Source organism: Aeromonas lacus (assembly GCF_000764665.1).
GTDB lineage: Bacteria > Pseudomonadota > Gammaproteobacteria > Enterobacterales > Aeromonadaceae > Aeromonas > Aeromonas lacus.
Map to the genome: position 1 here is coordinate 101,456 of NZ_JRGM01000129.1, position 26,307 is coordinate 127,762.

General features: G+C 58.1%; 29 protein-coding genes. 22 read left to right on the top strand and 7 right to left on the bottom strand.

Translation table 11 applies throughout. From position 1 onward, the window contains the following. Positions 1–80 precede the first annotated feature (80 nt). Complete coding sequence (locus tag LG31_RS0108555) at positions 81–986, top strand: Dyp-type peroxidase (protein ID WP_033114052.1); 906 nt, start codon at positions 81–83, stop codon at positions 984–986. Positions 987–1,301: 315 nt separating this feature from the next. Here the strand turns inward: LG31_RS0108555 and argR are convergent, their stop codons facing one another. Further along, positions 1,302–1,772, bottom strand: a complete 471-nt coding sequence (argR, locus tag LG31_RS0108560; protein WP_005340378.1) for a transcriptional regulator ArgR — start codon at positions 1,770–1,772, stop codon at positions 1,302–1,304. A gap of 201 nt (positions 1,773–1,973) precedes the next feature. Here argR and LG31_RS0108565 point away from each other — a divergent pair, with 201 nt between their 5' ends. From LG31_RS0108565 to LG31_RS0108590, 6 genes are all read left to right on the top strand, one after another. Then, positions 1,974–2,714, top strand: coding sequence for an ATP-binding cassette domain-containing protein (locus LG31_RS0108565; protein ID WP_033114053.1), 741 nt, complete (start codon positions 1,974–1,976; stop codon positions 2,712–2,714). A 24-nt stretch (positions 2,715–2,738) separates the two neighbouring features. Next, positions 2,739–3,476 carry a transporter substrate-binding domain-containing protein gene (locus tag LG31_RS0108570; protein ID WP_033114054.1) on the top strand — a complete coding sequence of 246 codons (738 nt, stop codon included), beginning with the start codon at positions 2,739–2,741 and terminating at the stop codon, positions 3,474–3,476. A gap of 3 nt (positions 3,477–3,479) precedes the next feature. After that, positions 3,480–4,130, top strand: a complete 651-nt coding sequence (artQ, locus tag LG31_RS0108575) for an arginine ABC transporter permease ArtQ (protein ID WP_033114055.1) — start codon at positions 3,480–3,482, stop codon at positions 4,128–4,130. Positions 4,131–4,133: 3 nt separating this feature from the next. Further along, on the top strand, positions 4,134–4,796 hold the full coding sequence (artM, locus tag LG31_RS0108580) for an arginine ABC transporter permease ArtM (protein WP_033114056.1): 663 nt from the start codon (positions 4,134–4,136) through the stop codon (positions 4,794–4,796). A gap of 220 nt (positions 4,797–5,016) precedes the next feature. Beyond that, on the top strand, positions 5,017–5,952 hold the full coding sequence (gene mdh, locus LG31_RS0108585; protein WP_033114057.1) for a malate dehydrogenase: 936 nt from the start codon (positions 5,017–5,019) through the stop codon (positions 5,950–5,952). Between the two features lie 410 nt (positions 5,953–6,362). Next, positions 6,363–6,971, top strand: a complete 609-nt coding sequence (locus LG31_RS0108590) for a tetratricopeptide repeat protein (protein ID WP_033114058.1) — start codon at positions 6,363–6,365, stop codon at positions 6,969–6,971. Between the two features lie 98 nt (positions 6,972–7,069). On the opposite strand, the gene hmpA is transcribed toward LG31_RS0108590, so the two are convergent. Continuing rightward, positions 7,070–8,263 (bottom strand): NO-inducible flavohemoprotein, encoded by a 1,194-nt coding sequence (gene hmpA / locus LG31_RS0108595; protein WP_033114059.1) that lies wholly within the window; start codon positions 8,261–8,263, stop codon positions 7,070–7,072. A gap of 113 nt (positions 8,264–8,376) precedes the next feature. On the opposite strand from hmpA, the gene LG31_RS0108600 reads away from it, so the two are divergent. Then, the gene (locus tag LG31_RS0108600) at positions 8,377–8,847 is read left to right on the top strand and encodes an Rrf2 family transcriptional regulator (RefSeq protein ID WP_033114060.1); all 471 of its coding nucleotides are present in this window, start codon (positions 8,377–8,379) and stop codon (positions 8,845–8,847) included. A gap of 40 nt (positions 8,848–8,887) precedes the next feature. On the opposite strand, the gene LG31_RS0108605 is transcribed toward LG31_RS0108600, so the two are convergent. Both LG31_RS0108605 and LG31_RS0108610 read right to left on the bottom strand, forming a co-directional pair. After that, positions 8,888–10,168, bottom strand: a complete 1,281-nt coding sequence (locus LG31_RS0108605) for an HlyC/CorC family transporter (protein ID WP_033114061.1) — start codon at positions 10,166–10,168, stop codon at positions 8,888–8,890. Between the two features lie 34 nt (positions 10,169–10,202). Continuing rightward, positions 10,203–10,991, bottom strand: coding sequence for a cytochrome C assembly family protein (locus LG31_RS0108610; protein WP_033114091.1), 789 nt, complete (start codon positions 10,989–10,991; stop codon positions 10,203–10,205). 203 nt (positions 10,992–11,194) lie between these two features. Between LG31_RS0108610 and ffh the strand changes: the two genes are divergently transcribed. From ffh to rplS, 5 genes are all read left to right on the top strand, one after another. Beyond that, positions 11,195–12,571, top strand: a complete 1,377-nt coding sequence (gene ffh / locus LG31_RS0108615) for a signal recognition particle protein (RefSeq protein ID WP_005341384.1) — start codon at positions 11,195–11,197, stop codon at positions 12,569–12,571. Positions 12,572–12,753: 182 nt separating this feature from the next. After that, a complete protein-coding gene (gene rpsP, locus LG31_RS0108620; RefSeq protein WP_033114062.1) occupies positions 12,754–13,002 on the top strand; it encodes a 30S ribosomal protein S16 in 249 nt (82 codons plus the stop codon). A gap of 24 nt (positions 13,003–13,026) precedes the next feature. Further along, positions 13,027–13,548, top strand: coding sequence for a ribosome maturation factor RimM (gene rimM, locus LG31_RS0108625; RefSeq protein WP_033114063.1), 522 nt, complete (start codon positions 13,027–13,029; stop codon positions 13,546–13,548). 34 nt (positions 13,549–13,582) lie between these two features. Then, positions 13,583–14,332, top strand: a complete 750-nt coding sequence (gene trmD / locus LG31_RS0108630; protein WP_005308699.1) for a tRNA (guanosine(37)-N1)-methyltransferase TrmD — start codon at positions 13,583–13,585, stop codon at positions 14,330–14,332. Positions 14,333–14,364: 32 nt separating this feature from the next. Next, positions 14,365–14,712 carry a 50S ribosomal protein L19 gene (gene rplS / locus LG31_RS0108635; protein WP_005308701.1) on the top strand — a complete coding sequence of 116 codons (348 nt, stop codon included), beginning with the start codon at positions 14,365–14,367 and terminating at the stop codon, positions 14,710–14,712. A gap of 96 nt (positions 14,713–14,808) precedes the next feature. On the opposite strand, the gene LG31_RS0108640 is transcribed toward rplS, so the two are convergent. Both LG31_RS0108640 and mutH read right to left on the bottom strand, forming a co-directional pair. Then, on the bottom strand, positions 14,809–15,132 hold the full coding sequence (locus LG31_RS0108640) for an isoamylase early set domain-containing protein (protein ID WP_033114064.1): 324 nt from the start codon (positions 15,130–15,132) through the stop codon (positions 14,809–14,811). An 80-nt stretch (positions 15,133–15,212) separates the two neighbouring features. Then, entirely contained in the window at positions 15,213–15,887 is a 675-nt protein-coding gene (gene mutH, locus LG31_RS0108645; protein ID WP_033114065.1) for a DNA mismatch repair endonuclease MutH, read from the bottom strand. Between the two features lie 732 nt (positions 15,888–16,619). On the opposite strand from mutH, the gene rppH reads away from it, so the two are divergent. The 8 genes from rppH (at position 16,620) to LG31_RS0108685 (ending at position 24,224) form a co-directional block, all read left to right on the top strand. Beyond that, a complete protein-coding gene (gene rppH, locus LG31_RS0108650; protein WP_033114066.1) occupies positions 16,620–17,150 on the top strand; it encodes an RNA pyrophosphohydrolase in 531 nt (176 codons plus the stop codon). Between the two features lie 14 nt (positions 17,151–17,164). Then, positions 17,165–19,441 carry a phosphoenolpyruvate--protein phosphotransferase gene (gene ptsP / locus LG31_RS0108655; RefSeq protein ID WP_033114067.1) on the top strand — a complete coding sequence of 759 codons (2,277 nt, stop codon included), beginning with the start codon at positions 17,165–17,167 and terminating at the stop codon, positions 19,439–19,441. 71 nt (positions 19,442–19,512) lie between these two features. After that, a complete protein-coding gene (lgt, locus tag LG31_RS0108660; protein WP_033114068.1) occupies positions 19,513–20,340 on the top strand; it encodes a prolipoprotein diacylglyceryl transferase in 828 nt (275 codons plus the stop codon). Next, entirely contained in the window at positions 20,337–21,131 is a 795-nt protein-coding gene (gene thyA / locus LG31_RS0108665; RefSeq protein WP_033114069.1) for a thymidylate synthase, read from the top strand. The genes lgt and thyA overlap by 4 nt, the downstream gene beginning before the upstream one ends. A gap of 225 nt (positions 21,132–21,356) precedes the next feature. Then, positions 21,357–22,547, top strand: a complete 1,191-nt coding sequence (nhaA, locus tag LG31_RS0108670) for a Na+/H+ antiporter NhaA (RefSeq protein WP_033114070.1) — start codon at positions 21,357–21,359, stop codon at positions 22,545–22,547. Then, positions 22,544–22,951 carry a Rossmann-fold NAD(P)-binding domain-containing protein gene (locus LG31_RS0108675; RefSeq protein ID WP_033114071.1) on the top strand — a complete coding sequence of 136 codons (408 nt, stop codon included), beginning with the start codon at positions 22,544–22,546 and terminating at the stop codon, positions 22,949–22,951. Before nhaA ends, LG31_RS0108675 begins: the two co-directional genes overlap by 4 nt. Further along, positions 22,938–23,870, top strand: a complete 933-nt coding sequence (gene nhaR / locus LG31_RS0108680; RefSeq protein ID WP_033114072.1) for a transcriptional activator NhaR — start codon at positions 22,938–22,940, stop codon at positions 23,868–23,870. Before LG31_RS0108675 ends, nhaR begins: the two co-directional genes overlap by 14 nt. Positions 23,871–23,921: 51 nt before the next feature. Continuing rightward, positions 23,922–24,224 carry an ArsR/SmtB family transcription factor gene (locus LG31_RS0108685; RefSeq protein WP_033114073.1) on the top strand — a complete coding sequence of 101 codons (303 nt, stop codon included), beginning with the start codon at positions 23,922–23,924 and terminating at the stop codon, positions 24,222–24,224. A 48-nt stretch (positions 24,225–24,272) separates the two neighbouring features. Here the strand turns inward: LG31_RS0108685 and rpsT are convergent, their stop codons facing one another. After that, positions 24,273–24,536, bottom strand: coding sequence for a 30S ribosomal protein S20 (gene rpsT, locus LG31_RS0108690; RefSeq protein WP_005308808.1), 264 nt, complete (start codon positions 24,534–24,536; stop codon positions 24,273–24,275). A 191-nt stretch (positions 24,537–24,727) separates the two neighbouring features. Here rpsT and murJ point away from each other — a divergent pair, with 191 nt between their 5' ends. Next, positions 24,728–26,293 carry a murein biosynthesis integral membrane protein MurJ gene (murJ, locus tag LG31_RS0108695; RefSeq protein WP_033114074.1) on the top strand — a complete coding sequence of 522 codons (1,566 nt, stop codon included), beginning with the start codon at positions 24,728–24,730 and terminating at the stop codon, positions 26,291–26,293. Positions 26,294–26,307: the final 14 nt, after the last annotated feature.

Here is a 26,307-nt window from a genome sequence, read left to right on the forward strand (position 1 = left end):
AAAGAACTGGAGCTGCTCTGGTTTATAATCGCGCAACGCTAATAGCCCATAACGCTAACGCCTACTCAGGGGAGAGATATATGAAAGCCCAAGCCGGGATCTGCGCAGAGCCGAATCTGCACGCCCTCTATCTGATGTTCAATCGCACCGGCGATGCCGCCGAACTGGTCGGCCGTCTGGCCAAACTGCCCGCCTTGTGGCAGGCGGTCGCCGCCGATTTCCCCGAGGCCGGTTTCAGCGGTCTGGTTGCCGTCGGCGCCGATGCCTGGGATGGTCTCTACCCTGCGGCCCGTCCGCCCCAGTTCCGCAGCTTTATGGCGCAATCCGCCAACGGTCAGGAAGCCCCCAACACCCCGTTTGATCTCTTCATTCAGCTGCGTGCCGATCGGGTCGACGTGCTGCACCACGCAGGTCACCGCGTGATGGCGCTGTTGGCCGGAGTGGTAGAGCTGGCCGAAGAGGTGCGCGGTTTCCGCAATCTGGATTGCCGTGACCTGACCGGTTTCGTCGACGGCACCGAAAACCCGCAGGATGAGCACCGTGCCGAAGTGGCGCTGCTGGCCGAGGGCGAGTTTGCCGGTGGCTCCTACATTCACGTCCAGCGCTGGGTCCACGCCATGAGCGACTGGGAGAAGCTGGCGCAGAAAGAGCAGGAAGACATCATTGGTCGCACCAAGCCCGACAACATCGAGTATGAGTCTGCCGCCAAGCCGCTGACCGCCCACATCAAGCGGGTCAACCTCAAGACCCCGAAAGGGGAGTCCATGGAGATCCTGCGCCAGAGCATGCCCTGGGGCACCATGACTGAGCAGGGGCTCTACTTCATCTCCTGCTGCCGCACTCAGCAGCACTTCAACGCCATGCTGGCCAGCATGTACAAGGGGGAGGGCAGCCACTTCGACCACCTGCTGCGCTTCACCAAGGCAGTGACTGGCGCCGCCTTCTTCGCCCCGTCGGAAGGTTTTTTGATGGCGCAGGGCAAGTAATAGCGGCTGTGACAGCGCCACCTTCCCCCTCGTGCCGCCAAGTGCGCAGAGAGCGTCCGGTTGCCAAGAGATCGGGCGGTGGGGGTGGCTTGTCATGCTCCGAGAGCTGCTGACGCTGCTGGCTAGATTGTTTCGCAGATGCAACGAATATCAATTTATGCCAGTGAGAAGTGCAACAATCTCGATCAACATCGCGAGGATGGGCGCAGAGAGAGGGGGCAGAATAGACTCCCGATCTGCTGGCTCACCAAACAAAAATCCCGGCCTTGGCCGGGATTTTTCGTTCTGGCGTGACCGCGATGACGCGGTAGACCATTACGGGGTCTGTTCGAACAGCTCGAGGGCGGAGAGGTAGAGCTCTTCGATATCGGTGTCGCTGGTCGGGGTGATGAAGATGGTGTCGTCACCGGCGATGGTACCGAGGATCCCCTCTGCCTTGCCGAGGGAGTCGAGCAGGCGGGCGATCAGTTGGGCTGCGCCCGGGCTGGTGTGGATCACTACCAGTGCGCCGTTGTGGTCGACATCCAGCACCAGATTCTTGAGCGGACTGGAGGTGGTGGGCACGCCCAGTTCCACCGGCAGGCAGTAGACCATCTCCATCTTGGCGTTGCGGGTGCGAACGGCGCCGAAGCGGCTCAGCATGCGCGATACCTTGGACTGGTTGATGTTCTCGAAGCCCAGTTCTTGCAGGGCAGTGACGATCTCTGCCTGGGAGCCAAAGCGCTCTTCTTTCAGCAAGGCTTTAAAGGCCTTGGCCAGTTTTTCTTGCTTGTCGTTGTGTTTCATCTTGGTCTCACGAATGAGGAGGTGTGGCGGCCTGTGCGAGACAGGCGGCAGATACGAACAGCGAGGCCATTTTGCATTCATATGCCGTTTTTTGCAAGGAAGCGGCGCTTGTTCTGCATATTGATTCAAAAATGGCTTGCATCAACCTCTATTAGGGATAGAATCGGGATGAAATTTTGAAAACTTATTCAATTGGGCTGTATGGGTATTGAATTAATAGGTATCGAGAAGTCCTGGCACAAGGTGCCGGTTCTGCAACAGGTCAGCTTTCGGACATCCCCCGGTGAAACCTTGGTGTTGCTGGGCCCGAGCGGTGCTGGCAAGAGTTCCCTGCTACGGATGATGAACCTGCTGGATACCCCGGATGCGGGTGTTTTGCGGATTGGTGAAAGTGAATTTTCTTTCCCGAACTCCCTCTCTGCTGCCGAATTCAACCGCCAGTGCCAACTGCTGCGCCGCAAGGTGGGCATGGTGTTCCAGCAGTACAATCTCTGGCCACATCTCACCGTGATGGAGAATCTGATTGAAGCGCCGGTCAAGGTGCTTGGAATGAGCAAGGAGGCCGCCATCGAGAAGGGGGCCTATCTGCTGGCCCAGTTGCAACTGGCCGACAAGCGCGATGCCTGGCCTGCCCGTCTCTCCGGCGGCCAGCAGCAACGGGTGGCTATTGCCCGTACCCTGATGATGGACCCGGAAGTGCTGCTGTTTGACGAGCCGACCGCCGCCCTCGATCCCGAGATCACCAAAGAGGTGGCCGAGATCATCCGCAACCTGAGCCAGACCGGCATTACCCAGGTAGTGGTGACCCACGAGGTCGACTTTGCCCGCAAGGTGGCCAGTCAGGTGATTTATCTGGAGAAGGGGCGGATCATCGAATCCGGCACCGCTGCCATTTTCCAATCCCCGCAAACCAGCCGGTTTGCCGAATTCTTGATGCATTGATATTGAATCGATAAGGAAGCTGTCATGAAAAAGAGTCTGTTGTTGGTTGCTGCCATGGGCCTGTTGAGTACCTCCGTCATGGCCAAGGAGATCAAGTTTGCCACCGAGGCTACCTACGCGCCGTTCGAATACCTGGATGACAAGAACGAGTTTCAGGGGTTTGACATCGATCTGGCTCGCGCCATCTGCGAGCAGGCCAAGCTGGAGTGCAGCTTCCACAACCAGGCTTTTGACAGCCTGATCCCCAGCCTGAAATTCCGTCGCTACGATGCCGCCATCGCCGCCATGGACGTGACTCCGGAGCGCGCTGCTCAGGTCGATTTCTCCGACATCTACTACGAGAACTCGGCGGTATTCGTCGCCAAGAAAGGGGCCTTCAAGGGGCCGGAAGAGATGGTCGACAAGACCGTTGGCGTGCAGAACGGCACCTCTCACCAGTCCTATCTGGTGGATAACTGGGTGAGCAAGGGTCTGCTGACCGTGCCGTACGCCAGCTACCAGAGCGCTTTCCTTGACATGATGAATGGCCGTACCGACGGTGTATTTGCCGATACTGCGGTCGCTGCCGACTGGCTGAAGCAGCACAAGGAGTATGCGGTAGTGGGTACACCGGTGACGGACACCAAGTACTTCGGTACCGGCTTTGGCATCGCAGTGGCCAAGGGTAATCAGGAGCTGCTGACTCAGCTGAACAAGGGGCTGGCCGAGATCAAGGCCAACGGCACCTATCAGAAAATCTTCGACAAATACTTCGCGCAGTAAGCCATGTTGAGCCTGTTGTTGGATGCAGCCTGGATGACCCTCGGGCTGGCCTTGGCATCACTGGTCGGGGGCATGGTATTGGCACTGGCGTTCAGTGCCGCCGAGCTCAGCAAGCAGCGTGCACTGGTGTGGCCGGTGGCCACCCTGACCACGCTGATCCGTGGCCTGCCCGAGTTGCTGGTGGTGCTGTTCATCTACTTTGGCTCGACCCAGGTGTTGTTCCTCATTACCGGCGAGTATGTGGAGTTCAGCCCGTTTGCTTGCGGCGTGCTGGCGCTCTCCCTGCTGTTCGCCAGCTATGCGACCCAGACCCTGCGGGCGGCGCTCAATGCAGTGCCCTCAGGGCAGCGGCTGGCGGCGCTGGCGCTCGGCCTTGGCAAGAGTCACATCTTCTTTCGCATCGTGTTGCCGCAGGCGTGGCGTCACGCCCTGCCGGGCCTCGGCAACCAGTGGCTGGTGCTGCTGAAAGACACCGCGCTGGTGTCGCTTATCGGGGTGAACGAGATGATGCGTCAGGCGCAGATGGCCTCGGCCAGTACCTATGAGCCCTTCACCTGGTATGCCGCCGCCGCCCTCATCTATCTGGCCATCAGTTTGGTGAGCGAGTATGGCCTCGGTCTTGCGGCCCGCTACACCCGTCGCTACGGAGGCTAATCGATGCAAGAGTATCTTGTAACCCTGCTGGGTGGGCTGCTCACCACGCTGGAGCTGACTCTGTTCAGCCTGCTGCTCGGCTTCGTGTTGGCGGCCCTGATGACCTGGGTGCTGGAGTTGCGGCTGCCGGTAGCGACCCAGCTGGTGCAGCTGTGGGTGTTGCTCTTTACCGGTACGCCGCTGCTGATCCAGATCTTTCTCATCTACTACGGGCCGGGTCAGTTCGAGTGGCTTAAAGAGAGCCCGCTCTGGCCGCTGCTCAAGCAGCCATGGTTCTGTGCCGTGCTGGCGCTGGGCCTCAACACAGCGGCTTACTCCACCCGGTTGTTCAAGGGGGCGCTCGACGCCATTCCGGCCGGTGAGGTGGAGGCGTGCCGTGCACTCGGTTTTAACGGTCGTCAGACCCTCTGGATGAAGGTGCGCCATGCCGCCCGTCATCTGGTGCCCGCCTACTCCAACGAGGTGATCCTGGTGCTCAAGGGGAGTTCCCTCGCCAGTACCATCACCATCATGGACATCATGGGGCTGGCGCAGGGGCTCAATGCCCAGACCTATGACACCCTTGCCGTCTTCGGCGTCGCGGGGGCCCTCTACCTCACCATGAACGGATTGTTAACAATTGGTTTTCGCTGGTGTGAAAAGCGGGCGTTGGCATTCCAGGTCTGAGTCGGCATAACTACCTCTTTATGGGAGGGTGAAGTGCAGAAAAACTGTGCTTCCCCTCCAATTTTTTGGATTTTTCCCCATTTTTATTCGCTGCCTGTTTCTTGGCTCACAGAACCCGTGACTGCAACTGTTATCAGATTGTTTTTTATGGGGGGATCCATTAAGGTTGGGCGCACAAGAACAAATAACCTTAAACCTACGCTTAAACATGGAGTTGATCATGAAAGTTGCCGTTCTGGGTGCCGCTGGTGGCATCGGTCAAGCCCTTGCTCTGCTGTTGAAAAACCGTCTGCCGGCCGGCTCCGAGCTGAGCCTGTATGACATTGCCCCGGTCACTCCGGGCGTAGCCGTAGACCTCAGCCATATTCCTACCGACGTCGCCATCAAGGGTTTCTGCGGTGAAGATCCGACTCCTGCGCTGGTTGGTGCCGATGTGGTGCTGATCTCCGCCGGTGTGGCGCGCAAGCCGGGTATGGATCGCTCCGACCTGTTCAACATCAACGCCGGTATCGTCAAGAATCTGGTCGAGAAGTGCGCGGCAGCCTGCCCGAAAGCGCTGATCGGCATCATCACCAACCCGGTCAACACCACCGTCGCCATCGCCGCCGAAGTGCTGAAAAAAGCCGGAGTCTATGACAAGCGTCGCCTGTTCGGTGTCACCACTCTGGACGTGATCCGCGCCGAGACCTTCGTCGCCGCCGCCAAAGGGCTGAACGTGGACAAGGTTCGCGTCAACGTCATCGGTGGCCACAGTGGCGTGACCATTCTGCCGCTGCTCTCCCAGATTGAAGGCGCTTCCTTCACTGCCGAAGAAGTGGCTGCCATGACCAAGCGTATCCAGAACGCCGGTACCGAAGTGGTTGAAGCCAAGGCCGGTGGCGGTTCCGCCACCCTCTCCATGGGTCAGGCTGCCTGCCGTTTCGGTCTGTCGCTCATCAAGGGCCTGCAGGGCGAAGCCAATGTTATCGAGTGTGCCTATGTTGAAGGCAACGGCGAACACGCTACCTTCTTTGCACAGCCCATCCTGCTGTGCAAGAACGGTGTTGAAACCGTGCTGGACTACGGCAAGCTGAGTGCCTTCGAGCAGGAAGCGATGGAAGGGATGCTGGCCACCCTGAAAGCCGATATCCAGCTGGGGGTCGACTTCGTCAAATAAGCGGCATGACCGCATCAAAAGGGAGCTTCGGCTCCCTTTTGCATTGTTGGGCTCCCGCCAGCTTAAGGAGATGGGGGTTGTGGCCGATAACAGAGAGCAGCAGGAGATCCCTTATGATGAAACCCCTTACCCTTCTCTCCCTTATCTGTCTGGCTGGCGCGCCTCTTTATGCCGCCGAGCCGGTGCCGGCTGCCCCGGCTGCTCCCGCCACCGCTGGCGAAACGGCGCCAGCATCAGCGGCGACTGCTACTCCGGCTCCCGTGTTGTTGCCAGCCGACGCGACGGCACCTGCTCCCGCAGCTACCGGTGAGGCGGCTCCGTCGGCAGCTGTGACTGCGGCCCCTGCGCCTGTGCTGCTGCCAGTCGATCCTGTGGTACCAGCTCCGGCTACAGAGCCCGCTTCAGCCCCCGTGCCAGCCGCGCCACCTGCCGAACCGGCGCCTTCGGTGGCACCTTTGAATACCGGCGACCTGCAGGCGGTGGCCATCTATCGTCAGGACGAGCTGCTCAACTGGATCGAGCAGGGTCGTCACCTCACTCAGGTTAAACAGGATCGCTGCCAGTTGACTCAGGATATCGAGGCGCGGGCGTCGGTGATGAAGATCCCTGCCTACCAGTTTCTCTGGGGGGATATGCTGGCCTGGGGCGTCTGTACCAAGTCCAACGCCGAGCTGGGTGTGCAATATATGTGGGAAGCGGCCAATCAGGGGCTGGCTCCCGCGCTGGAGCAGCTGGGCCGCTACTACTGGAAAGGGACGCTGGTGCAGAAGGATCTGGTTCGCGCCGAGACGCTGATGCGTGAGGCTGCCAGCCTCGGTTTTCTGCGGGCTCGCATGGAGTGGGTCGAGATGCTGCTGCAGGGGATGGGGAGCCCGCTCGATTACGAGGATGCCTACCGTTGGCTGCACGGCTCCGTTATCGGTGATAAAGCCCTGCACCAGAAGGCAGCCAGTCTGTTGAGTCGGCTTGGCAACCGGATGCCGGCCAACGTGGTGGCCCGCGCCAAGGCGATGCACTGACCCAAAAAATGACCCACAGGTCTGCACCTGTGGGTCCGGTTCCTGCCGCCGTGCCATGACAGGCTGGAACCTCCTTTCGTTATATGGCTACCCGGCTGTTATAGATCTTGGTGGGGGCCAAAAACTTCGTAATGGAGCTGGCTTGCGGGGATCCCGGCCTCAGTCAGCTGTCGCTTCACCTCCTGCATGAAACCGAGCGGGCCGCAGAAGTAGTAGTGGGCCTCTGGTGTGATGCGCTCCTTCACTGCGTTCAGATCCATGGTGCCGCTGAAGTCGTAATCCTCTCCCTGCTTGTCGCTCTCTGCGGGCTCCCGATACCAGACCCGACTGACCAGATTGGTGTGCTGGCTGATTTTGCTGCGGATATCTTCCCGGAAGGCGTGGACACGTCCATGCTCGCAGGCGTGCAGCCAGGTGATGCCGGCCAGATGCCCGCTCGCCAGCAGCTGGTTGAGCATGCTCATCATGGGTGTGAGACCGACCCCGGCCGAGAGCAGCACAACCGGCGTCTGGCCATCCGCTTTCAGGTAGAAATCGCCGGTGGGGGGCATTACCTCGATTTTGTCGCCCGCTTGCAGCCGGTCGTGCAGCAGGTTGGAGACCTGACCCTGCGGCTCGCGCTTGACGCTGATGCGATAGTCGCGGCCATTTGGCGCATCCGAGAGCGAATACTGGCGGATTTCGTGATGTTCGAGTTCGGGGTGCACCAGCTTGATGCTGAGGTACTGGCCCGGCTGGAAGGTCAGCACCGGCTTGCCATCTTCCGGTGTCAGCAGGAAGGAGGTGATAAGCTCGCTCTCGGCTCGCTTCTCCTTGATGATGAAGCTGCGGGTCCCTTGCCAGCCGCCGCTCTGGTTCGCCTTCTCCTGATAGATCTCCCGCTCGCGGCCGATGAAGATGTTGGCCAGCACGCCATATGCCTTGCCCCATGCCTCCAGCACCTCGTCAGTGACCGCACTTCCGCCCAATTCTTTGAGCGTGGCCAAGAGATGACTACCTACAATGTGATATTGTTCTGGCTGGATCAGGAATCCGGTATGCTTGTGGGCAATCCGCTCGACCGCGCCGGCCAGCACCCCCAGATTGTCGATATTTTTGGCGTAGGCAGCGACGGCGTTGAACAGCGCCAGTGGCTGACCACCGCTGCGCTGATGGGCCAGATTGAAGATATCTTTCAGCTCCGGGTTATGGCTGAACATCCGTTGGTAGAAGTGCTGCGTCAGCGCCGGGCCGGCTGATTCGAGCAGAGGAATGGTGCTTTTGATGACGGCAATGGTGGTTTGGTCTAGCATAGGGAGCCTCGTCGTTAATTAAACATCTAAAATGCCATTTAATAAGTGGCATCCTAGATGTTTATTTGATTTGAATCAATACTCCACTTTTCGCATCGCGCTAATCAGGCTTTATGAGACTAACCAGTTATACAGATTTCGGATTGAGAGCCCTGCTCTACCTTGCCACCCTGCCGGAAGGGGAGCTCTCGAGCGTAGCCAAGGTCTCTGCCTTGTACGACGTTTCTCGCAACCACATGGTGAAGGTGGTCAATCAGCTGGTGAAGCTGGGCTATCTGCAATCCCAGCGTGGCAAGAATGGGGGGATCCGCATGGCATGCGATCCCGCTACCATCAATATCGGGCAGGTGATCCGGGCGCTGGAAGGGAATCTGGACGGGATAGATTGCGGCTCGCCCGCCTGTCACATCGTCTCTGTCTGTCTGCTCAAGAATGCGCTGAAAGAGGCGATGGATGCGTTTCTGGCGGTGATGGACAGCTACACCCTGCAGGATTTGCTGGCCAATCGTGACGAGCTGCAGAGGGTGTTTGGCGAGTTGATCCCGACGCTGGTACTGGAGCCGGATGACGAAGATGAACAGTGACGAGTTGCAATGAAAAAGGGCTGCCAGTGGCAGCCCTTTTTCAATTCTGCGGTGCAGTTGCAGCCCGGTAGGAAGCCGGCATGATCCGCGCCATTTTGACCATGTTGTTCTCGACTTCGAGGATCTCGATGGGGTAGCCCGCCAGCCGGATCCCGATATTAGGCTGGGGGATCTCCTCCAGATATTCGAGGATCAGGCCATTGAGGGTGCGCGGTCCGTCGATGGGCAGATGCCAGTTCATCTCCTTGTTCAGCTCGCGCACGCTGGCCGAGCCTTCCACCAGAAACGAGCCGTCCGGCTGGGGATGGATTTCGTCGCTCGGAGTCGGCGTCATGGAGGTGGTGAAGTCGCCCACTATCTCTTCCAGAATGTCGTCCAGGGTGATCAGCCCCTGAATGTCGCCATATTCGTCAACGATCAGGCCAATTCGTTCCTTGTTGCGCTGGAATTTGGCCAGCTGCACGTTGAGCGGCGTACCTTCCGGAATGAAGTAGATCTCGTCCACTTCCCGCAGCAGGCTCGACTTGTTGAACTGATCCCGGGCCATCAACCGCAGGGCGTCGCGGGCGTGTAGAAAGCCCACCACGTCGTCGATGCTGTCGCGATAGAGCAGGATCTTGGTGTGGGCACAGTGAGCCAGCTGGCGCTGGATGCTCTTCCAGTCGTCATTGATATCGATGGCATAGATATCGCTGCGGGGCACCATGATGTCCTCGACCAGCATCTTGTCCAGATCCAGAATGCTGAGCAGCATCTCCTGATGGCGCTGGGGGATCAGGCTGCCCGCCTCGTTGACTATGGTGCGTAGCTCCTCGGTGTTGAGGGAGTCATCCTTGTTTGGCGTGATCTTCAGCATCTTGAGCAGACCACTGGTGATGCCGTTGATCAGCCAGACCAGCGGGGAGAGCGGCACCATCAGCCCCTTGAGGATCCAGGAGGCGGGGTAGGCAATCTTCTCGGGGAACATGGCAGCCAGCGTCTTGGGAGTCACTTCACCAAATACCAGCACTACCAGCGTCAGGCCAAAAGTGGCCACCGCGACACCGAGATCGCCGAACAGCCTGATACAGACGATGGTGGCAATGGCGGAGGCGAGGATATTGACCAGGTTGTTGCCGATAAGGATGAGGCCAAGCAGCCGATCCGGGCGTGACAGCAGCTTCTCTACCCGACGGGCCGCCTTGTGTTTGGTCTGTGCCAGATGCCGCAGCTTGTAGCGGTTGATGGACATCAGACCGGTTTCGGAACTGGAGAAGAAGGCGGATAGAAGGATCAAGATAACGAGAACAATCAGTAGTGTGCTCGTTGAGATGCTGTCCAAAAAGGGCTCCTGTAGATGGTGTGACTAACGGTTATCAGCTCAGCAGCACTTCTTTGACGAAGCGGCTGCCGAAATAGGCCAGGGTCAGGATGACGCTGCCGATCAGGCTCAGGGTGACCACCTTGCGGCCACGCCAGCCATAGGTGTGATGGCCCCACAAGAGCAGCACGTAGATGCACCATGCGATGATGGAGAGCACGGCCTTGTGGGATTTGCCCTGGGCGAACATGTCTTCGAGGAAGAAGAGCCCCGAGGCGATGGAGAGGGTCAGCAGCAGCACGCCGGCAGAGATGAGCTGGAACAGCCGCTTCTCGACGGTCATCAAGGGGGGCATGGCTGGCAACTGGCTGATCTTTCTCGACTTGAGCTGCTTGTCCAGACAGGCGAGCTGAAGAGCAAACAGGCAGGCGATCATCAATACCGAGTAGGCCATCAGCGCCAGACCGATATGCAGCAACAGCTGGGGATGGGCCTCAAGGTGGGTGATATAGCGCCCGGGAATGAGGGCACTGGCCGCCAGCAGCAGCGCCGAAAAGCTGTAGACAACCGGCAGCAGGATCCAGCCGTTGAAGCGGCGGGTAATGCAGGTCATGAAGGTGCTGATGATCAGACTCACCAGCGAGGCCACGTTGAGCATGCTCAGGTTCTGGCCGGAGCCTTGCAACACCTCGGTTCCGAGGGCGGTAGCATGGGCGATCAGGGCCAGTCCGATGCAGGCAAAGAGGGAGCGCTGTCCTACCGGCTTGGCGCTCAGTAACAGATGCAGGGAGGCGATGATGGCCAGCAGATAAAACGCCAGGGCCAGAACAGAGATTACGATCATAACCAGGTCGTTGATGCACAAGCTTTTGAGGGTAAGAGGGGCAGTATACCTTGCACGCGAAATGCTCGCCAGTTGTGCAATGGCCGATCCGCCCATATATAGGGATGAAGCATCGATGAGCGGCAGTGCGGCGAATAATCGTCCTCGCGGCTGCTCTGGGTTATAATGCCCCCCATTTACAACGCCAAGAACCGGAATGCGTCATGTTTGAGAATTTGACTGAACGACTCTCGCGCACCTTGCGCAATGTCAGTGGCCGCGGCCGCCTGACCGAAGAGAACATCAAGGAAACCCTGCGCGAAGTCCGCATGGCGCTGCTCGAGGCGGACGTCGCCCTGCCGGTCGTGCGTGATTTCGTGGCGCGCGTCAAAGAGCGTGCCGTCGGCCAGGAAGTGGCCAAATCCCTGAGCCCGGGTCAGGCGTTCATCAAGATTGTGCACGGCGAACTGGTCACCGTAATGGGTGAGGCCAACGAGCAGCTCAATCTGGCAGCCCAACCGCCCGCTATTATCCTGATGGCCGGTCTGCAGGGTGCCGGTAAAACCACCACGGTCGGCAAACTGGCCAAGCTGCTAAAAGAGCGCAACAAGAAGAAGGTGCTGGTAGTCAGTGCCGACGTTTACCGCCCTGCGGCGATCAAGCAGCTGGAAACCCTGGCGGGCGATATCGGCGTCGACTTCTTCCCGAGCGATGCCAGCCAGAAGCCGGTTGCCATCGCGACTGCCGCCATCGATCAGGCGCGCAAGAAATTCTATGACGTGGTGATCGTCGATACCGCAGGTCGTCTGCACGTCGATAGCGAGATGATGGCCGAGATCCAGGATCTGCACGCCACCATCAAGCCGGTCGAGACCCTGTTCGTGGTGGATGCAATGACCGGTCAGGATGCCGCCAACACCGCCAAGGCATTCAACGAGGCGCTGCCGCTCACCGGCGTGATCCTCACCAAGGCGGACGGCGACGCCCGCGGCGGTGCCGCCCTGTCGGTACGCCACATCACCGGCAAGCCGGTCAAGTTCATCGGTATGGGTGAGAAGACCGACGCGCTGGAGCCGTTCCATCCGGATCGTCTTGCCTCCCGTATTCTCGGTATGGGTGACGTGCTGTCCCTTATCGAAGAGGTCGAGCGCAACGTCGATAAAGAGAAGGCGGCCAAGCTGGCCAGCAAGGTCAAGAGCGGCAAGGGCTTCGATCTGGAAGATTTCCGCGAGCAGCTGGCCCAGATGCGCAACATGGGCGGCATGATGGGGATGCTGGACAAGCTGCCCGGTATGTCCGGTCTGCCGGACAACATCAAGGATCAGATGGATGACAAGCTCACCGTGCGCATGGAGGCCATCATCAGCTCCATGACGCCGAAGGAGCGTGCTCATCCAGACCTCATCAAGGGCTCCCGCAAGCGTCGTATCGCAGCAGGCTCCGGCATGCAGGTGCAGGACGTGAACAAGCTGCTCAAGCAGTTCACCGAGATGCAGCGCATGATGAAGAAGATGTCCGGCAAGGGCGGCATGCGCAAAATGATGAGCCAGATGAAGAACATGCTGCCACCGGGATTTGGTGGTGGTCGCGGCCCGTTCTGATTATCCGGGCTGACGTATTGCATGAGGGTCTGCCGGTGGCAGACCCTTTTCATTGCTGCTCTGCGCAAAAAATGGCTGGCTTGGTTGCATTTATTACGAATCCAAGTAGAATTATGCGGCTTATTTTAAGCTAGGGTCCGCGTGTTTGCGGGCCTTGTTCATTAGATGTTAATGAGGACGATATGGTAACCATTCGTTTACAACGTGGTGGCGCGAAAAAGCGTCCGTTCTACCAGGTAGTAGTTGCTGACAGCCGTAACGCCCGCGACGGTCGTTTCATCGAGCGCGTTGGTTTCTTCAACCCGGTTGCTGCTGGTCAAGCTGAAAAGCTGAACCTGGACCTGGCTCGTATCGAGCATTGGGTTGCTACTGGTGCCGCTGTTTCTGAGCGCGTTGCCAAGCTGATCAAAGACGCTGCCAAAGCTGCTTAATCAGTCAAACGGTAAGGAGTTAAGGTGGAAAAACCTGTAGTTCTGGGCACCCTGGGTACCGTATACGGCATCAAGGGGTGGCTTAAAGTGAACTCCTTCACCGATGTTGCCGAAGCGATTTTCGATTACAACCCTTGGCTGATTAATCAGAACGGGGCGTGGCGTGAAATTCGGGTTTCATCTTGGAAACGTCACAACAAGGGTCTGATCTGCAAACTCGATGGTATCGATGTGCGCGAGGATGCCCTGGCATTGACCAATGTCGAGATTGGCGTAGCCGCCGATCTGTTGCCTGCGTTGCCCGAGGGCGAGTTCTACTGGCGTGACCTGATTGGTTGCTCGGTAGTGACCACCAAGGGATACGACCTGGGCAAAGTGACCGAATTGATGGAAACCGGCTCCAACGATGTGTTGGTGGTTGAGGCCAATGTAAAAGATGCCTTTGGTGCAAAGGAGCGGTTGATTCCGTTCCTGGAAGAGCAGGTGATCAAGAATATTGATCTGACTGCTCGAACAATCGAAGTTGATTGGGATCCTGGTTTCTAGTTTCCCGCGGTAACACGAGTGCCGGAGGTTTCTTATGTGGATTGGGGTGATTAGCCTCTTCCCTGAAATGTTCCGAGCCATTACCGAGCACGGGGTAACGGGTCGGGCCGTCAAGAGTGGCCTGCTGCAGATTGAGTGCTGGAACCCCCGGGACTTTACCCACGACAAACACCGTACGGTCGATGATCGTCCTTATGGTGGTGGGCCCGGCATGTTAATGATGGTTCAGCCGCTGCGTGACGCGATTCATGCAGCCAAGCAAGCGGCGGGAGACGGGGCGAAAGTCATCTATCTCTCCCCTCAGGGACGCAAGCTGACTCAAGCGGGCGTAACCGAGTTGGCGACGAATCAGAAACTGATTCTGGTAGCCGGTCGATACGAAGGTATCGATGAACGCGTGATACAAACCGAAGTCGACGAAGAGTGGTCTATCGGGGATTACGTGTTAAGTGGTGGCGAGTTGCCTGCCATGACCCTGATCGATGCGGTTTCGCGTCTGGTTCCAGGAGTCTTGGGTGATCAGGCCAGTGCCGAGCAGGACTCCTTTACGGATGGCTTGCTGGATCATCCCCACTATACTCGGCCGGAGGTGTTGGATGGGCTGGCGGTGCCCGAGGCGCTGACAAGCGGCAATCACGAAGTGATTAGGCGCTGGCGTCTCAAGCAATCGCTCGGACGAACCTGGCAAAGAAGGCCGGAACTTATTAACAACCTAGCTCTGACTGACGAGCAAGAATCACTTCTTGCCGAGTATGTCCGCGAAGTGCGTGACAGCGTTAAGTAGAGTTTTCAGTTTATCCTAGGTAAGGAAAGACAATGAGCAAGATTATTCAGCAGCTTGAACAAGAGCAAATGCGTACCGACATCCCGGCTTTTGCCCAGGGCGACACCGTACGTGTTCAAGTTCGTGTTAAAGAAGGTGGTAAAGAGCGTCTGCAGGCTTTCGAAGGCATCGTAATTGCCAAGCGTAACCGCGGTCTGCACTCTGCTTTCACCGTTCGCAAGATCTCTAACGGCGAAGGTGTTGAGCGTGTATTCCAGACTCACTCTCCGCTGATCCACAGTGTAGAACTGAAGCGTCGTGGTGATGTTCGCCGCGCCAAACTGTACTACCTGCGCAACCTGTCCGGTAAAGCTGCTCGTATCAAAGAGAAGCTCAACTAATTCGATTCGAATTGGTGTCGATTTATCGACAGGTAGTGAAAAGGCTCGCCAATGGCGAGCCTTTTTTGTATCCGTCTATTGGCTATCTGGTTGCCGTTACTGGATCACTCGTACCACCGAGTTGTCGCGGCCGTAGGGGCTGGGTACGTAGGCATCAGCTTGCCAGTCATTCTCGTAAAGGGTCTCTCCCTCCGGAGTGATGAACTGGTAGCAATACTCGAAACTCTCCGGTCCGTCGGTCGGCAGGTTGAGGGTGGCCTTGAACTCACCGCTCTTCATGCGCTTCAGTTCGACCGGTTGCCACTGGGTAAACTCGCCGATCAGCATCACCTGTTCTGCGCCTGCTGCGGCCTCCTTCTCGACGGCGAAGGTCACCTTCACCTCGGGTTTGGACTTGAGAAACTGTTTGGTAAGTGGCATGACGCCTCCTTGTCTGTGAGTTAAAAATGGCTCCTGCCTATTTTTATACCACCTTATGACAAAGATGTTGATAAAGCAGATCAAACTGGCAGGGCAAAATAGCGTTGCAGCAGGCTGTGGGTGAAATCGATCTTGAGATAGAAACCGCGCGGCAGGGTCATAATCGGTTGACCATCGCGACCGATGGCGCGAGTCAGCGCCTTGTTGTTGGCGGCCTTGGGGCGCAGCTGCATCACCTGGCCGTGGCGTGCGCTGATCTGCTCCACCTCGCCCAGCACGATCATGTCCATCAGCTCTTCCCAGTCCTGGCGCAGTAGCTGATCTTCCTCCTCGCTGGGGCTCCACATCAGCGGCATCCCCACCCGCCGCTCGCCAACCGGGATCTCGCGGCTCCCCTCGACCGGGATCCAGAGCACCCGTGACAGCTTGTTGCGCACGTTGGACTCCTCCCAGCGCTGACCGCTGACGCCGATCAGCGGCGCGACGCAGACAAAGGTGGTTTCCAGTGGTCGGCCCTGAGGATCGACCGGGATCGTCTTGAGCTCGATCCCGAGATCCGGAAAGTCCTGCTCCGGCTTGCTGCCTGCACTGGCCCCCAGCTGCAGCTCGATCAACTGGCCCACCCACCCCTTGTCCCGGCGCAGATCTTTGGGCACCGCCACACCTACCTCGGCGGCCAGCTGCGCCAGCGTGAAGCCTGCCATGGCGTAGGCACGGCTCAGCAACTCCTGTTCGGATTGGGGATTGTTTGGCATGTTTGGCTCCATATTGCTCGGCCTATTCTAACAGGGCAGGATCCCGGGAGGATCGCTGTTTTTATAACCGATCCTGAGTGGATAAGGGTAAATGGGGATAATTCGGCTGTGTAGGTCTTATGATTATGATTTTAAAGAAATTTGTCTTTTTTATCGAGCAAGGATATTCAGCCGATCCGGGCCCGAAATAGTTGTCCAAGGGTTTGAGGATGATGTTACACACAGTTATCCACAGAAATCTTGGATAAGTGGCATAAAGTGGGATGAGTATCTTATATGTTACAAAAAATTGTGAATCCGACCCCATTTTCATCGAGGAAACAGGGCAGATATTGTGCCACTCCTGTGGATAATTTGGCCTTGGTGGATCTTTAAGCAGTAGAACTTGTTCACAATCATCGTCGCGGATCCTGCGTGAGCAAAACCATGGATCCAGATCCAGTTGTTTGTATTTAACTGTATGTATAATAAATAAAAATTAGTTTTAACTCTGATCTGTGAGGTGATAGTCTGTTTTTCACTTACAGTTAAAAAGTACTGTATATACCAGCTTGCTCACAGGCTTATGCACAGTCTGGGTGGGCAACTTGGTAGAGCAGATCTTCCCGTTTGTTTATAAGTATGTGTGAAATTGAAAGTTATTCATGAACGCCGGGAGTCACTCCTTGTTTGCTGCCACGAAGTGAATGTGGAACAATCTCTTTATAGATTCAGCCTTTATAAGGTGATCACGTGATTGATGGCGACGGATTTCGTCCCAATGTCGGTATCGTGATCTGTAACCGTGAAGGACAGGTGTTGTGGGCTAAACGCTATGGGCAGCACTCCTGGCAGTTTCCGCAGGGGGGGGTTGATGATGGTGAAACGCCGGAGCAGGCCATGTATCGCGAGCTGTATGAGGAGATAGGCCTCAAGCCCGAAGATGTGACCATCATGGCCACCAGTCGTAACTGGCTTAAATACCGTTTACCCAAACGTCTTGTCCGCTGGGACAGTTCACCGGTCTGTATTGGCCAAAAACAAAAATGGTTCCTGTTGCAGCTCAATTCGGGCCGAGAGTCGCGGATCCAGTTCGGTTGTCATGGTCATCCCGAATTTGACGACTGGCGCTGGGTCAGCTTCTGGTACCCGGTACGCCAGGTCGTCTCGTTCAAGCGGGAGGTTTACCGCCGGGTCATGAAGGAGTTTGCTCCGCTGGCGATGCCGGCGCCGGCAGTGCAGCAGGTCAACAAGAAGGATGGGCGGCGTAACCGCGCTCGCTAAGGAGCACAGATTAGTTGTTAACGGAACTGAGACGTATCGTCGAGAGCATGGCCGGGGCCAACACCCTGGAACAGGCCTTGCAGGCACTGGTGAGCCAGACCCGGCACGCCATGGTGGTGGACTGCTGCTCTGTCTACGTTTCGGAACCCGAGATGCGCCGCTACCGGCTGGCGGCGACCGATGGTCTTGCCCCTTCGGCGGTCGGCAAGGTCACTCTGCCCTTCGAGCAGGGTATCGTCGGTCTGGTCGGTCAGCGGGAAGAGCTGATCAACTTGGCCGATGCCCCTGCGCACCCCAGCTTTAAATTCCTGCCCGATGTCGCCGAAGAGGCGTTTCGCTCATTTCTGGGCGCCCCCATCATGCACCAGCGTCAGGTGGTCGGCATTCTGGTGGTGCAGCAAAAAGAGAGCCGCCGTTTCGATGAGGGGGAAGAGTCCTTCATGGTCACGCTGGCGGCCCAGCTGGCAGCGCATATCGCTCAGGCGCAGGCCAAGGGGTGGTTGCAGAAGACCGACTGGAGCAAGCCGCTGCGCGGCATTGCCGGTGCCAGCGGCATCGCTATGGCCAAGGCCTGGGTGTGGCGACCACGCAAAGCGCTCTCTTCCATTACTCCGCGCAAGGATGAGGATCATGCCGGCCAGCTGGAACGGCTGGAGTTGGCGGTAGAAGAGGTTCGCCACGATCTGGAGAGTCTGGCGCTGCGTTTTCGCGAGAGCTATAGCGAGGATTCGGTCGCCATCTTCGACATCTATCTCCATCTACTCGCCGATCCCGGCTACATCAAGCCGATCCGCAACAAGGTGAGCAAGGAGCACTGGACCGCGGTCTCCGCCGTCAAGCTGGTCAGTGATCGCCTCATCGAGCAGTTTAAGGGGATGAAGGATCCCTACCTGCAGGAGCGATCCACCGATGTGAAGGATATCGCCCAGCGCCTCATCAGTCGTCTGGTGCAAAACGAGCCGGAACATATCTCCATCGGTGAGCCTGTGGTGCTGGTCGCCGACGAGGTGACGGCCACCATTCTGGCGGAAGTCCCCCGTGAATACCTGACTGGTGTGGTCTCGCTCAAGGGGGGCACCAACTCCCACGCCGCCATTCTGGCCCGCGCCATGGGGGTGGCCGCCATCATGGGGGTGGATCTGCCGCTCGGTGATATCGGTGGCCGCATGCTGGTCGTCGATGGCTATAGCGGCGATCTCTTCATCGAACCCAATCAGGTGATCCTGACCGAGTATCGCCAGCTGCTGAGCGAAGAGCGAGCACTCGACAGTCTGGTGCGCAGCGTCGACAACCAGCCTTCGGAGACGGCGGACGGTACCAAGGTCTCCCTGCTGCTCAACGCCGGGCTCAGCGCCGATACCGAGATTTCTCTCAATCATCTGGCAGACGGGGTCGGTCTCTATCGCACCGAGATTCCCTTCATGCTGCAGGACAGCTTCCCCTCCGAGTGGGAGCAGACTGCCCGCTATCGCGGCATTCTCGAGACCTATCGCAACCGGCCGGTCTGCATGCGGACGCTGGATGTGGGCGGAGACAAGCAGCTACCCTACTTCCCCATCGTCGAGGAAAACCCCTTCCTTGGCTGGCGGGGGATCCGGCTTACCCTGGATCACCCCGAACTGTTTCTGGTGCAGCTCAAGGCGATGTTGCGGGCCAGTGAAGGGCTCGACAATCTGGCCATTATGCTGCCGATGATCAGCAGTGTCAGTGAAATCAAGGCGTCCCGCCGTCTGCTGGATCAGGCATGGCGCGAAGTATCGGAAGAGGCGGCCAGTCGCAATGCCGAGATCCGCTACCCCAGCCTCGGGGTGATGATCGAGGTGCCTTCCGCCCTCTACATACTGCCGGAGATGGCACCACTCATCGACTTCTGGTCGGTGGGCAGCAACGACCTGACCCAGTACCTGCTGGCGGTGGATCGCAACAATTCCCGCGTCGCCAACATCTACGATGCGTTCCATCCGGCGGTGATCCGCGCGCTGCAACTGCTGGTCGATGCCTCCCACCGCTATCAGAAACCGGTCTCGGTCTGTGGCGAGCTGGCCGGTGATCCGGTCGGTGTGCTGCTGCTGCTGGCCATGGGCTATCGCCGCTTCAGTATGAACACCCACAACATCGCCCGGATCAAGTATGTGTTGCGCCAATCGACCCTGAGCGAGCTGACCGAGCTGCTGGCCGATGGCCTCAAGCACGACAATCCCCACGTGCTGCGCGGCCTGTTTGCCCGCTATCTGGAAGAGCACGGTTTGGGCGGTTTGCTGCGCGCCGGCCACAAACCGAAAATCGGTTGATTGATAAACATGCCTTGTCCCTGCTGGCGAATGATCGGAAAATGCGGCTTTTCTTATGACTGGGGCCGCTTATGCAGCACGATGGATATTGGGTTTTCTCGCAGATTGATCCCGTAGCATTCAGTTTGGGACCACTATCGGTACGCTGGTATGGTCTCATGTACCTGTTCGGTTTTGCGTTTGCCATGTGGCTGGCTGGCCGTCGCGCCGATGCGCCGAACAGCGGCTGGACACGCAACGAGGTCTCTGACCTGCTCTTCTACGGCTTCCTCGGGGTGATCCTCGGCGGCCGTGTCGGTTACGTACTTTTCTACAACTTCGATCTCTTCCTCGCGGATCCGACCTACCTGTTCAAGATCTGGACTGGTGGTATGTCGTTCCACGGCGGTCTGATCGGGGTGATCACCGCCATGATCTGGTTTGCCCACAAGACCAAGCGCCACTTCTTCACCGTGGCCGATTTTGTGGCACCGCTCATTCCGTTTGGTCTCGGCGTCGGCCGTATCGGCAACTTCCTCAATGGCGAGCTGTGGGGCCGGATCACCGATGTGCCTTGGGCCATCATATTCCCGGAGGCTGGCCCCGAGCCGCGTCACCCTTCCCAGCTCTACCAGTTCGCGTTGGAAGGGGTGGTGCTGTTCATCATCCTCAACCTGTTCTGGCGCAAGAATCCGCCGCGTGGCGCCATCTCCGGCATGTTCCTGCTGTTCTACGGCCTGTTCCGCTTCCTGGTGGAATTTGTCCGCCAGCCAGACAGCCAGCTGGGCCTCTACTTCAACGAGATCAGCATGGGCCAGATCCTCTCCACCCCGATGATCTTCATCGGTGCCCTGATGATTTGGGTTGCCTACAAGCGCCCGCAGCTGTTCGGTAACGCCGTGAAGGAGGCAAAACAATGAGAGCCTATCTCGACCTGATGCAGAAGATCCTGGACGAGGGTACCGTCAAGTCCGATCGCACCGGTACCGGCACCGTCTCTCTGTTTGGTCATCAGATGCGCTTCAATCTGGCGGAGGGTTTTCCGCTGGTGACCACCAAGAAGTGCCACCTGCGCTCCATCATTCATGAGCTGCTCTGGTTCCTCAACGGCGACACCAACACCGCCTATCTGAAAGAGAACGGCGTCAGCATCTGGGATGAGTGGGCCGATGAGAACGGCGATTTGGGGCCGGTTTATGGCGCCCAGTGGCGCTCCTGGCCGACCGCCGACGGTGGCGTGGTGGATCAGATCCAGAAAGCGGTGGATGACATCAAGCACAACCCGGATTCGCGCCGCATCATTGTCTCCGCCTGGAACGTAGGTGAACTGGACAAGATGGCGCTGGCTCCCTGCCATGCCTTCTTCCAGTTCTACGTGGCGGACGGCAAGCTCTCCTGCCAGCTCTACCAGCGCAGCTGTGACGTGTTCCTCGGCTTGCCGTTCAACATTGCCAGCTATGCTTTGCTGACCCATATGATGGCCCAGCAGTGTGGTCTGGAAGTGGGCGACTTTGTCTGGACCGGTGGTGATGTGCACCTCTACTCCAACCACATGGAGCAGACTGCACTGCAGCTCACCCGTGAGCCGCGTCCGCTGCCGACCTTGGTGATCAAGCGCAAGCCGGACTCCATCTTCGATTACAAGTTCGAGGATTTCGAGATAGAGGGTTACGACCCCCATCCCGGCATCAAGGCGCCCGTCGCCATCTGATTGCAAGGCGCCCTAGGGCGCCTTTTTTATGCTTAAAAACAGTTAGATATTCATTTTTGTGATTGAAAATCGAGAACTGGTTACACCGCTATGAAAGATGCCTTTGGCGGAGCAGTTTTGGTTTTACTTCGGTTTTTTCGTTGTATTGAGCAGTAAGAAACGATTTTCCAAGAGTTGTTATCGGTTGTAGACTCAACGTAAAGTAATTTTGTGGATATTTTAACCATGAGCGACGTAATCAAAAAGTTCCTGAAGCTGGAGGCCGCCTCCGGAATTATTCTGATCATGGCGGCCATGCTGGCAATGATATTGGCCAATTCCGGTCTCTCTGGCAGCTACCAGGCCTTCCTCGATACGCCAGTGCAGGTACGCATTGCGGCACTGGATATCGACAAGCCGTTGCTGCTCTGGATCAACGATGGCTTTATGGCGATCTTCTTCCTGCTGGTCGGGCTCGAGGTGAAGCGCGAGATGCTGGAAGGGGCGCTCTCCTCCCGGGTGCAGGCGACCTTCCCGGCCATCGCTGCGGTGGGCGGCATGCTGGCTCCGGCCCTGATCTACGCCTTCTTCAACTACTCGGATGAAGTGGCGCGCGCTGGCTGGGCCATTCCTGCCGCGACCGATATTGCCTTTGCCCTCGGGGTGATGGCGCTGCTCGGCAAGCGGGTGCCGGTGAGCCTCAAGGTGTTCCTGCTGGCGCTGGCCATCATGGATGATCTGGGCGTCATCATCATCATCGCGCTCTTCTACACCCAGCAACTGTCGCTGGCGGCGTTGACGGTCGGTATTCTGGCGACCCTGACGCTGTTCTGGATGAACCGCCGCGGTGAGGATCGGATCAGTCTCTACATGCTGGTCGGGCTGGTGCTCTGGGTGGCGGTGCTGAAATCCGGTGTCCATGCGACCCTGGCTGGCGTGGTGGTTGGCTTTATGATCCCGCTTAACGGCAAGCGCTATGCCTCGCCGCTCAAGCATCTGGAGCATGCCCTGCACCCCTGGAGTGCCTACCTGATCCTGCCGCTGTTTGCCTTTGCCAACGCGGGGGTATCGCTGGAGGGGATCGGTCTCTCATCCCTGCTGAGCCCGGTGCCCATGGGTATCATGCTGGGGCTGTTTATCGGCAAGCCGCTCGGGGTATTCACTATCAGCTGGTTGTCGGTCAAGCTGGGTGTGGCGCAGTTGCCACCGGGAGTCAACTTCAAGCAGATCTTCGCGGTCAGCATCCTCTGCGGCATTGGTTTCACCATGTCGATGTTTATCGCATCGCTGGCATTCGAGCACGGTGGGCTGGATTACGGCAGCTACTCTCGCCTCGGTATTCTGGTGGGATCCACCCTGGCGGCGGTAGTCGGTTATCTGGCCTTGCGATTGGCTCTTCCCAAGTGTGACGGGGATCAGAGTGCGGAGGGACTATGAAAAAACAGGCATGGCTGGCAGTGATGTTGCTGAGCCCGTTGGCATGGGCGGGCGGGTTTGAGGATTGCAGGCAGGATGCCGCCTCGGCAAGCTGCTCTGCCTATCTCAACGGCGTGGTGGATAGCGCCGTGCTGCTGGGGGACAAGCAGGCCAAGGCCCGCTTTGGCGAGACCTTCTCCGAGCGGGCGCTGAGCAGCCGGGCAGGGGAGATGGTCAAGCGTTCCAACAACCGCTACTGCGGTGAGCGCCAGCCCGACAAGGCGCGGCTCAAGGCCAACCTGATGGCGCAGTTCGGCGCGAACAAGGTTGACTCGGTCAGCGACATGTATGACATTCTGGCGGTTGAACTCAGCTGCTACCGGAGTCCGCGCCAGGCGGGAACCCCATCGGATGTCACACCTTAACTACAACCATCTCTACTATTTCTGGATGACGCAGAAGAAGGGCTCTGTCACTCAGGCGGCAGAAGCCCTTTTTTTGACCCCGCAGACGGTGACCGGTCAGATCAAGCTGCTGGAGCAGCGTTTGGGCGGCAAGCTGCTCAAGCGCAAGGGGCGCACCCTTGAGGCAACCGAGCTGGGTCAGCTGGTGTTTCGCTACGCCGACAAGATGTTCAGCCTCTCCTACGAGATGCTCGATATCGTCAACTACCGCAAAGAGAGCCAGATCCTGTTCGACGTCGGCATCGCCGATGCCCTCTCCAAACGTCTTGCCAGCCGGGTGCTGCTCTCAGTCATCCCCAATGACGGCTCCATTCACCTGCGCTGCTTCGAATCGACCCACGAGTTGCTGTTGGAGCAGCTGAGCGAGCACAAGCTCGACATGATCCTCTCCGACTGTCCGGTGGACTCCAGCCAGCATGCGGGACTGCTCTCCAAACGGCTTGGTGGCTGTGGTGTCAGCTTCTTCTGCAAGGCGCCGCTGCCATCGCTCCCTTTCCCGGCCTGTCTTGAGGAGCGCAAGCTGCTTATTCCTGGGCGCCGTACTGCCATGGGGCGCCAGCTGACCCAATGGTTTGAACAGCAGGGGGTCTCCCCCAGCATCCTTGGCGAGTTTGACGATGCGGCGCTGATGAAGGCGTTTGGCTTCTTCAATCAGGGTATCTTCATGGCTCCCACCATCTATCGGGAGGAGATCCTCGAGGGAGAGGGGGTAATGTTGCTGGGCGAGACCCAGGAGCTGATGGAGGAGTACTACGTCATCTTCGCCGAGCGGATGATCCAGCATCCGGCGGTAAAACGGGTGTGCGAGAGTGATTTCACCTTCCTCTTTGCCGGGGAGGAGAACTTCTCCGCCATCCAGCCAGCATCCCTGTCGTTTTAAAACGGCGCGTCACCACGTATCATCGGCGATGAGTGGCAGAGGAGAGATGTGATGCAACTTGAAGAGATGGAAGCCAGTGCGGGTCAGGCGGTTGCCCTGCTCAAGGCGCTGGCCAATGAGCGGCGGCTCTTTATCCTGTGCCATCTGCTGGAGCGGGAGCTGTCGGTGGGGGAACTCAACGAGCGGTTGGGATTGAGCCAGTCTGCGTTATCACAGCATCTGGCATTGCTGCGGCGCGATGAGCTGGTCAACACGCGAAAAGAGGCCCAGACGGTCTACTATTCGCTGCGCAGCCACGAGGTACGCGAGATGATCACCTTGCTGCATCGGCTTTACTGCAGCGCAGATAAATAAAAAACCGGCACTAGGCCGGTTTTTTCAGCTTTTATCAGCAGAAGCTGATTAAGCCATAGCTTTGATCTGGGCAGACAGGCGGCTCTTGTGACGAGCAGCTTTGTTCTTGTGGATCAGGCCTTTGGTCGCCATACGATCCATGATCGGCTGAGCAACAGCGAAAGCGGCAGTCGCGGCAGCTTTGTCGCCAGAGGCGATAGCAGCGATGACTTTCTTCAGGTAGGTACGGGTCATGGAACGACGGCTGGCGTTGTGCTGACGGCGTTTCTCTGACTGAAGAGCGCGCTTCTTAGCAGATTTGATGTTAGCCAAGGTAAAACTCCTAAAACTGTCTTAGCGAGTGTATTGAAAAGGCCCGGAAATATGCCTTCCCAACCACATATTGTCAAATGATTTGTGCAAATAAACACCGCCCCCCGGTGGTGTGTCAGATGGGAGACGGTTAAACTGTCGGCCGATTCTAGCAGCATTCTTTTCATTCTGACAGTTCCAGAGGCCTCGTCTTGAGTAAGAAATTGATCAAATCCGGAATTATTGTGTCCGGAATGACGTTGGCATCCCGTGTGATGGGCTTGGTGCGCGATGTGGTCATCGCCAATCTGCTCGGTGCCGGGGTTGCCGCAGACGTCTTCTTCTTTGCCAATCGCATTCCCAACTTCCTGCGTCGTCTGTTCGCAGAAGGAGCCTTCAACCAGGCCTTTGTTCCCGTGATGACCGAGTACCGGAAAAAGGGTGATGAGAGTGAAGTGCGCGAACTGCTGGCTGCGGTGGCGGGGACTCTCGGCGGGATAGTGACCGTGGTCACCCTGCTCGGGGTGCTGGGCTCCGGCGTGCTGACCGCCCTGTTTGGCTGGGGCTGGTTCTGGGACTGGCTCCATGGCGGGCCGGCCGCCGAGAAGTTCGAGATGGCGAGCCTGATGCTCAAAATCACCTTCCCCTATCTCTGGTTCATCACTTTTACCGCCATGGCTGGGGCCATTCTCAACACTTTCGGCCGCTTCGGGGTATCCTCCTTTACCCCGATCTTCCTCAATATCACCATGATCGCCGCCGCCTGGTGGATCTCGCCCTGGTTGGACAATCCCGAACTGGCGCTGGCCATCGGTGTCTTCCTTGGCGGTCTGGTGCAGTTCCTGTTCCAGTTCCCGTTCCTGCGCCAGATCAACATGCTGGTGTGGCCCAAGTGGGGTTGGCACCATCCGGGGGTCGTGAAGATCCGCACCCTGATGATCCCGGCGCTGTTCGGGGTATCGGTCAGCCAGATCAACCTGTTGGTCAACACCATGCTTGCCTCGTTTCTGGCGACCGGCGCCATCAGCTACCTCTACTACTCGGATCGCTTGCTGGAGTTCCCGCTCGGCATGTTCGGCGTTGCCATCAGTACCGTCATTCTGCCGGCATTGGCCAAGAAGCACGTGGATGCCGATCCGGCCGACTTCTCCCGCACCATGGACTGGGGTGTTCGGATGGTGATGCTGCTCGGTTTGCCCGCCATGGTGGGGATCGCGGTGCTGCGTGAGCCGATCCTGCGGGTACTGTTCATGCGCGGCGAGTTCGGCTTGCATGAAGTGACCATGTCGAGCGCCAGCTTGCTGGCATCCACCTCCGGTTTGCTGTCGCTGATGCTGATCAAGGTGCTGGCGCCTGGTTACTACGCCCGTCAGGACACCAAGACGCCGGTGCGGATTGGGATGATCTCTATGGCCGCCAACATGGTCTGCAACCTCCTCTTCATCTATCCGCTCGGTTACGTGGGGCTGGCGCTCTCGACCGCCTGTTCGGGCACGCTGAACGCAGCCCTGCTGTTCAAGGGGCTCCATCAGCAGAGCGTCTACCGGCCTTCCCGCCACACCGGGATCTTTTGCCTCAAGTTGCTGACGGCGAGCCTGCTGATGGGGGGAGTACTTCTCTATCTGTCGCCAGACCTGGCCCAATGGGGTGCATGGAGCATGGGCAAGGCGAGCCTGCAGTTGACCATGTTGTTGGTGCTGGGTGGTGCCATTTACGCCGGAGTCCTCTTGGCACTGGGGATCCGGCCAAAAGATCTGAGAGCGGGTCGTGAAGATTGACTCGCATTCGAGGC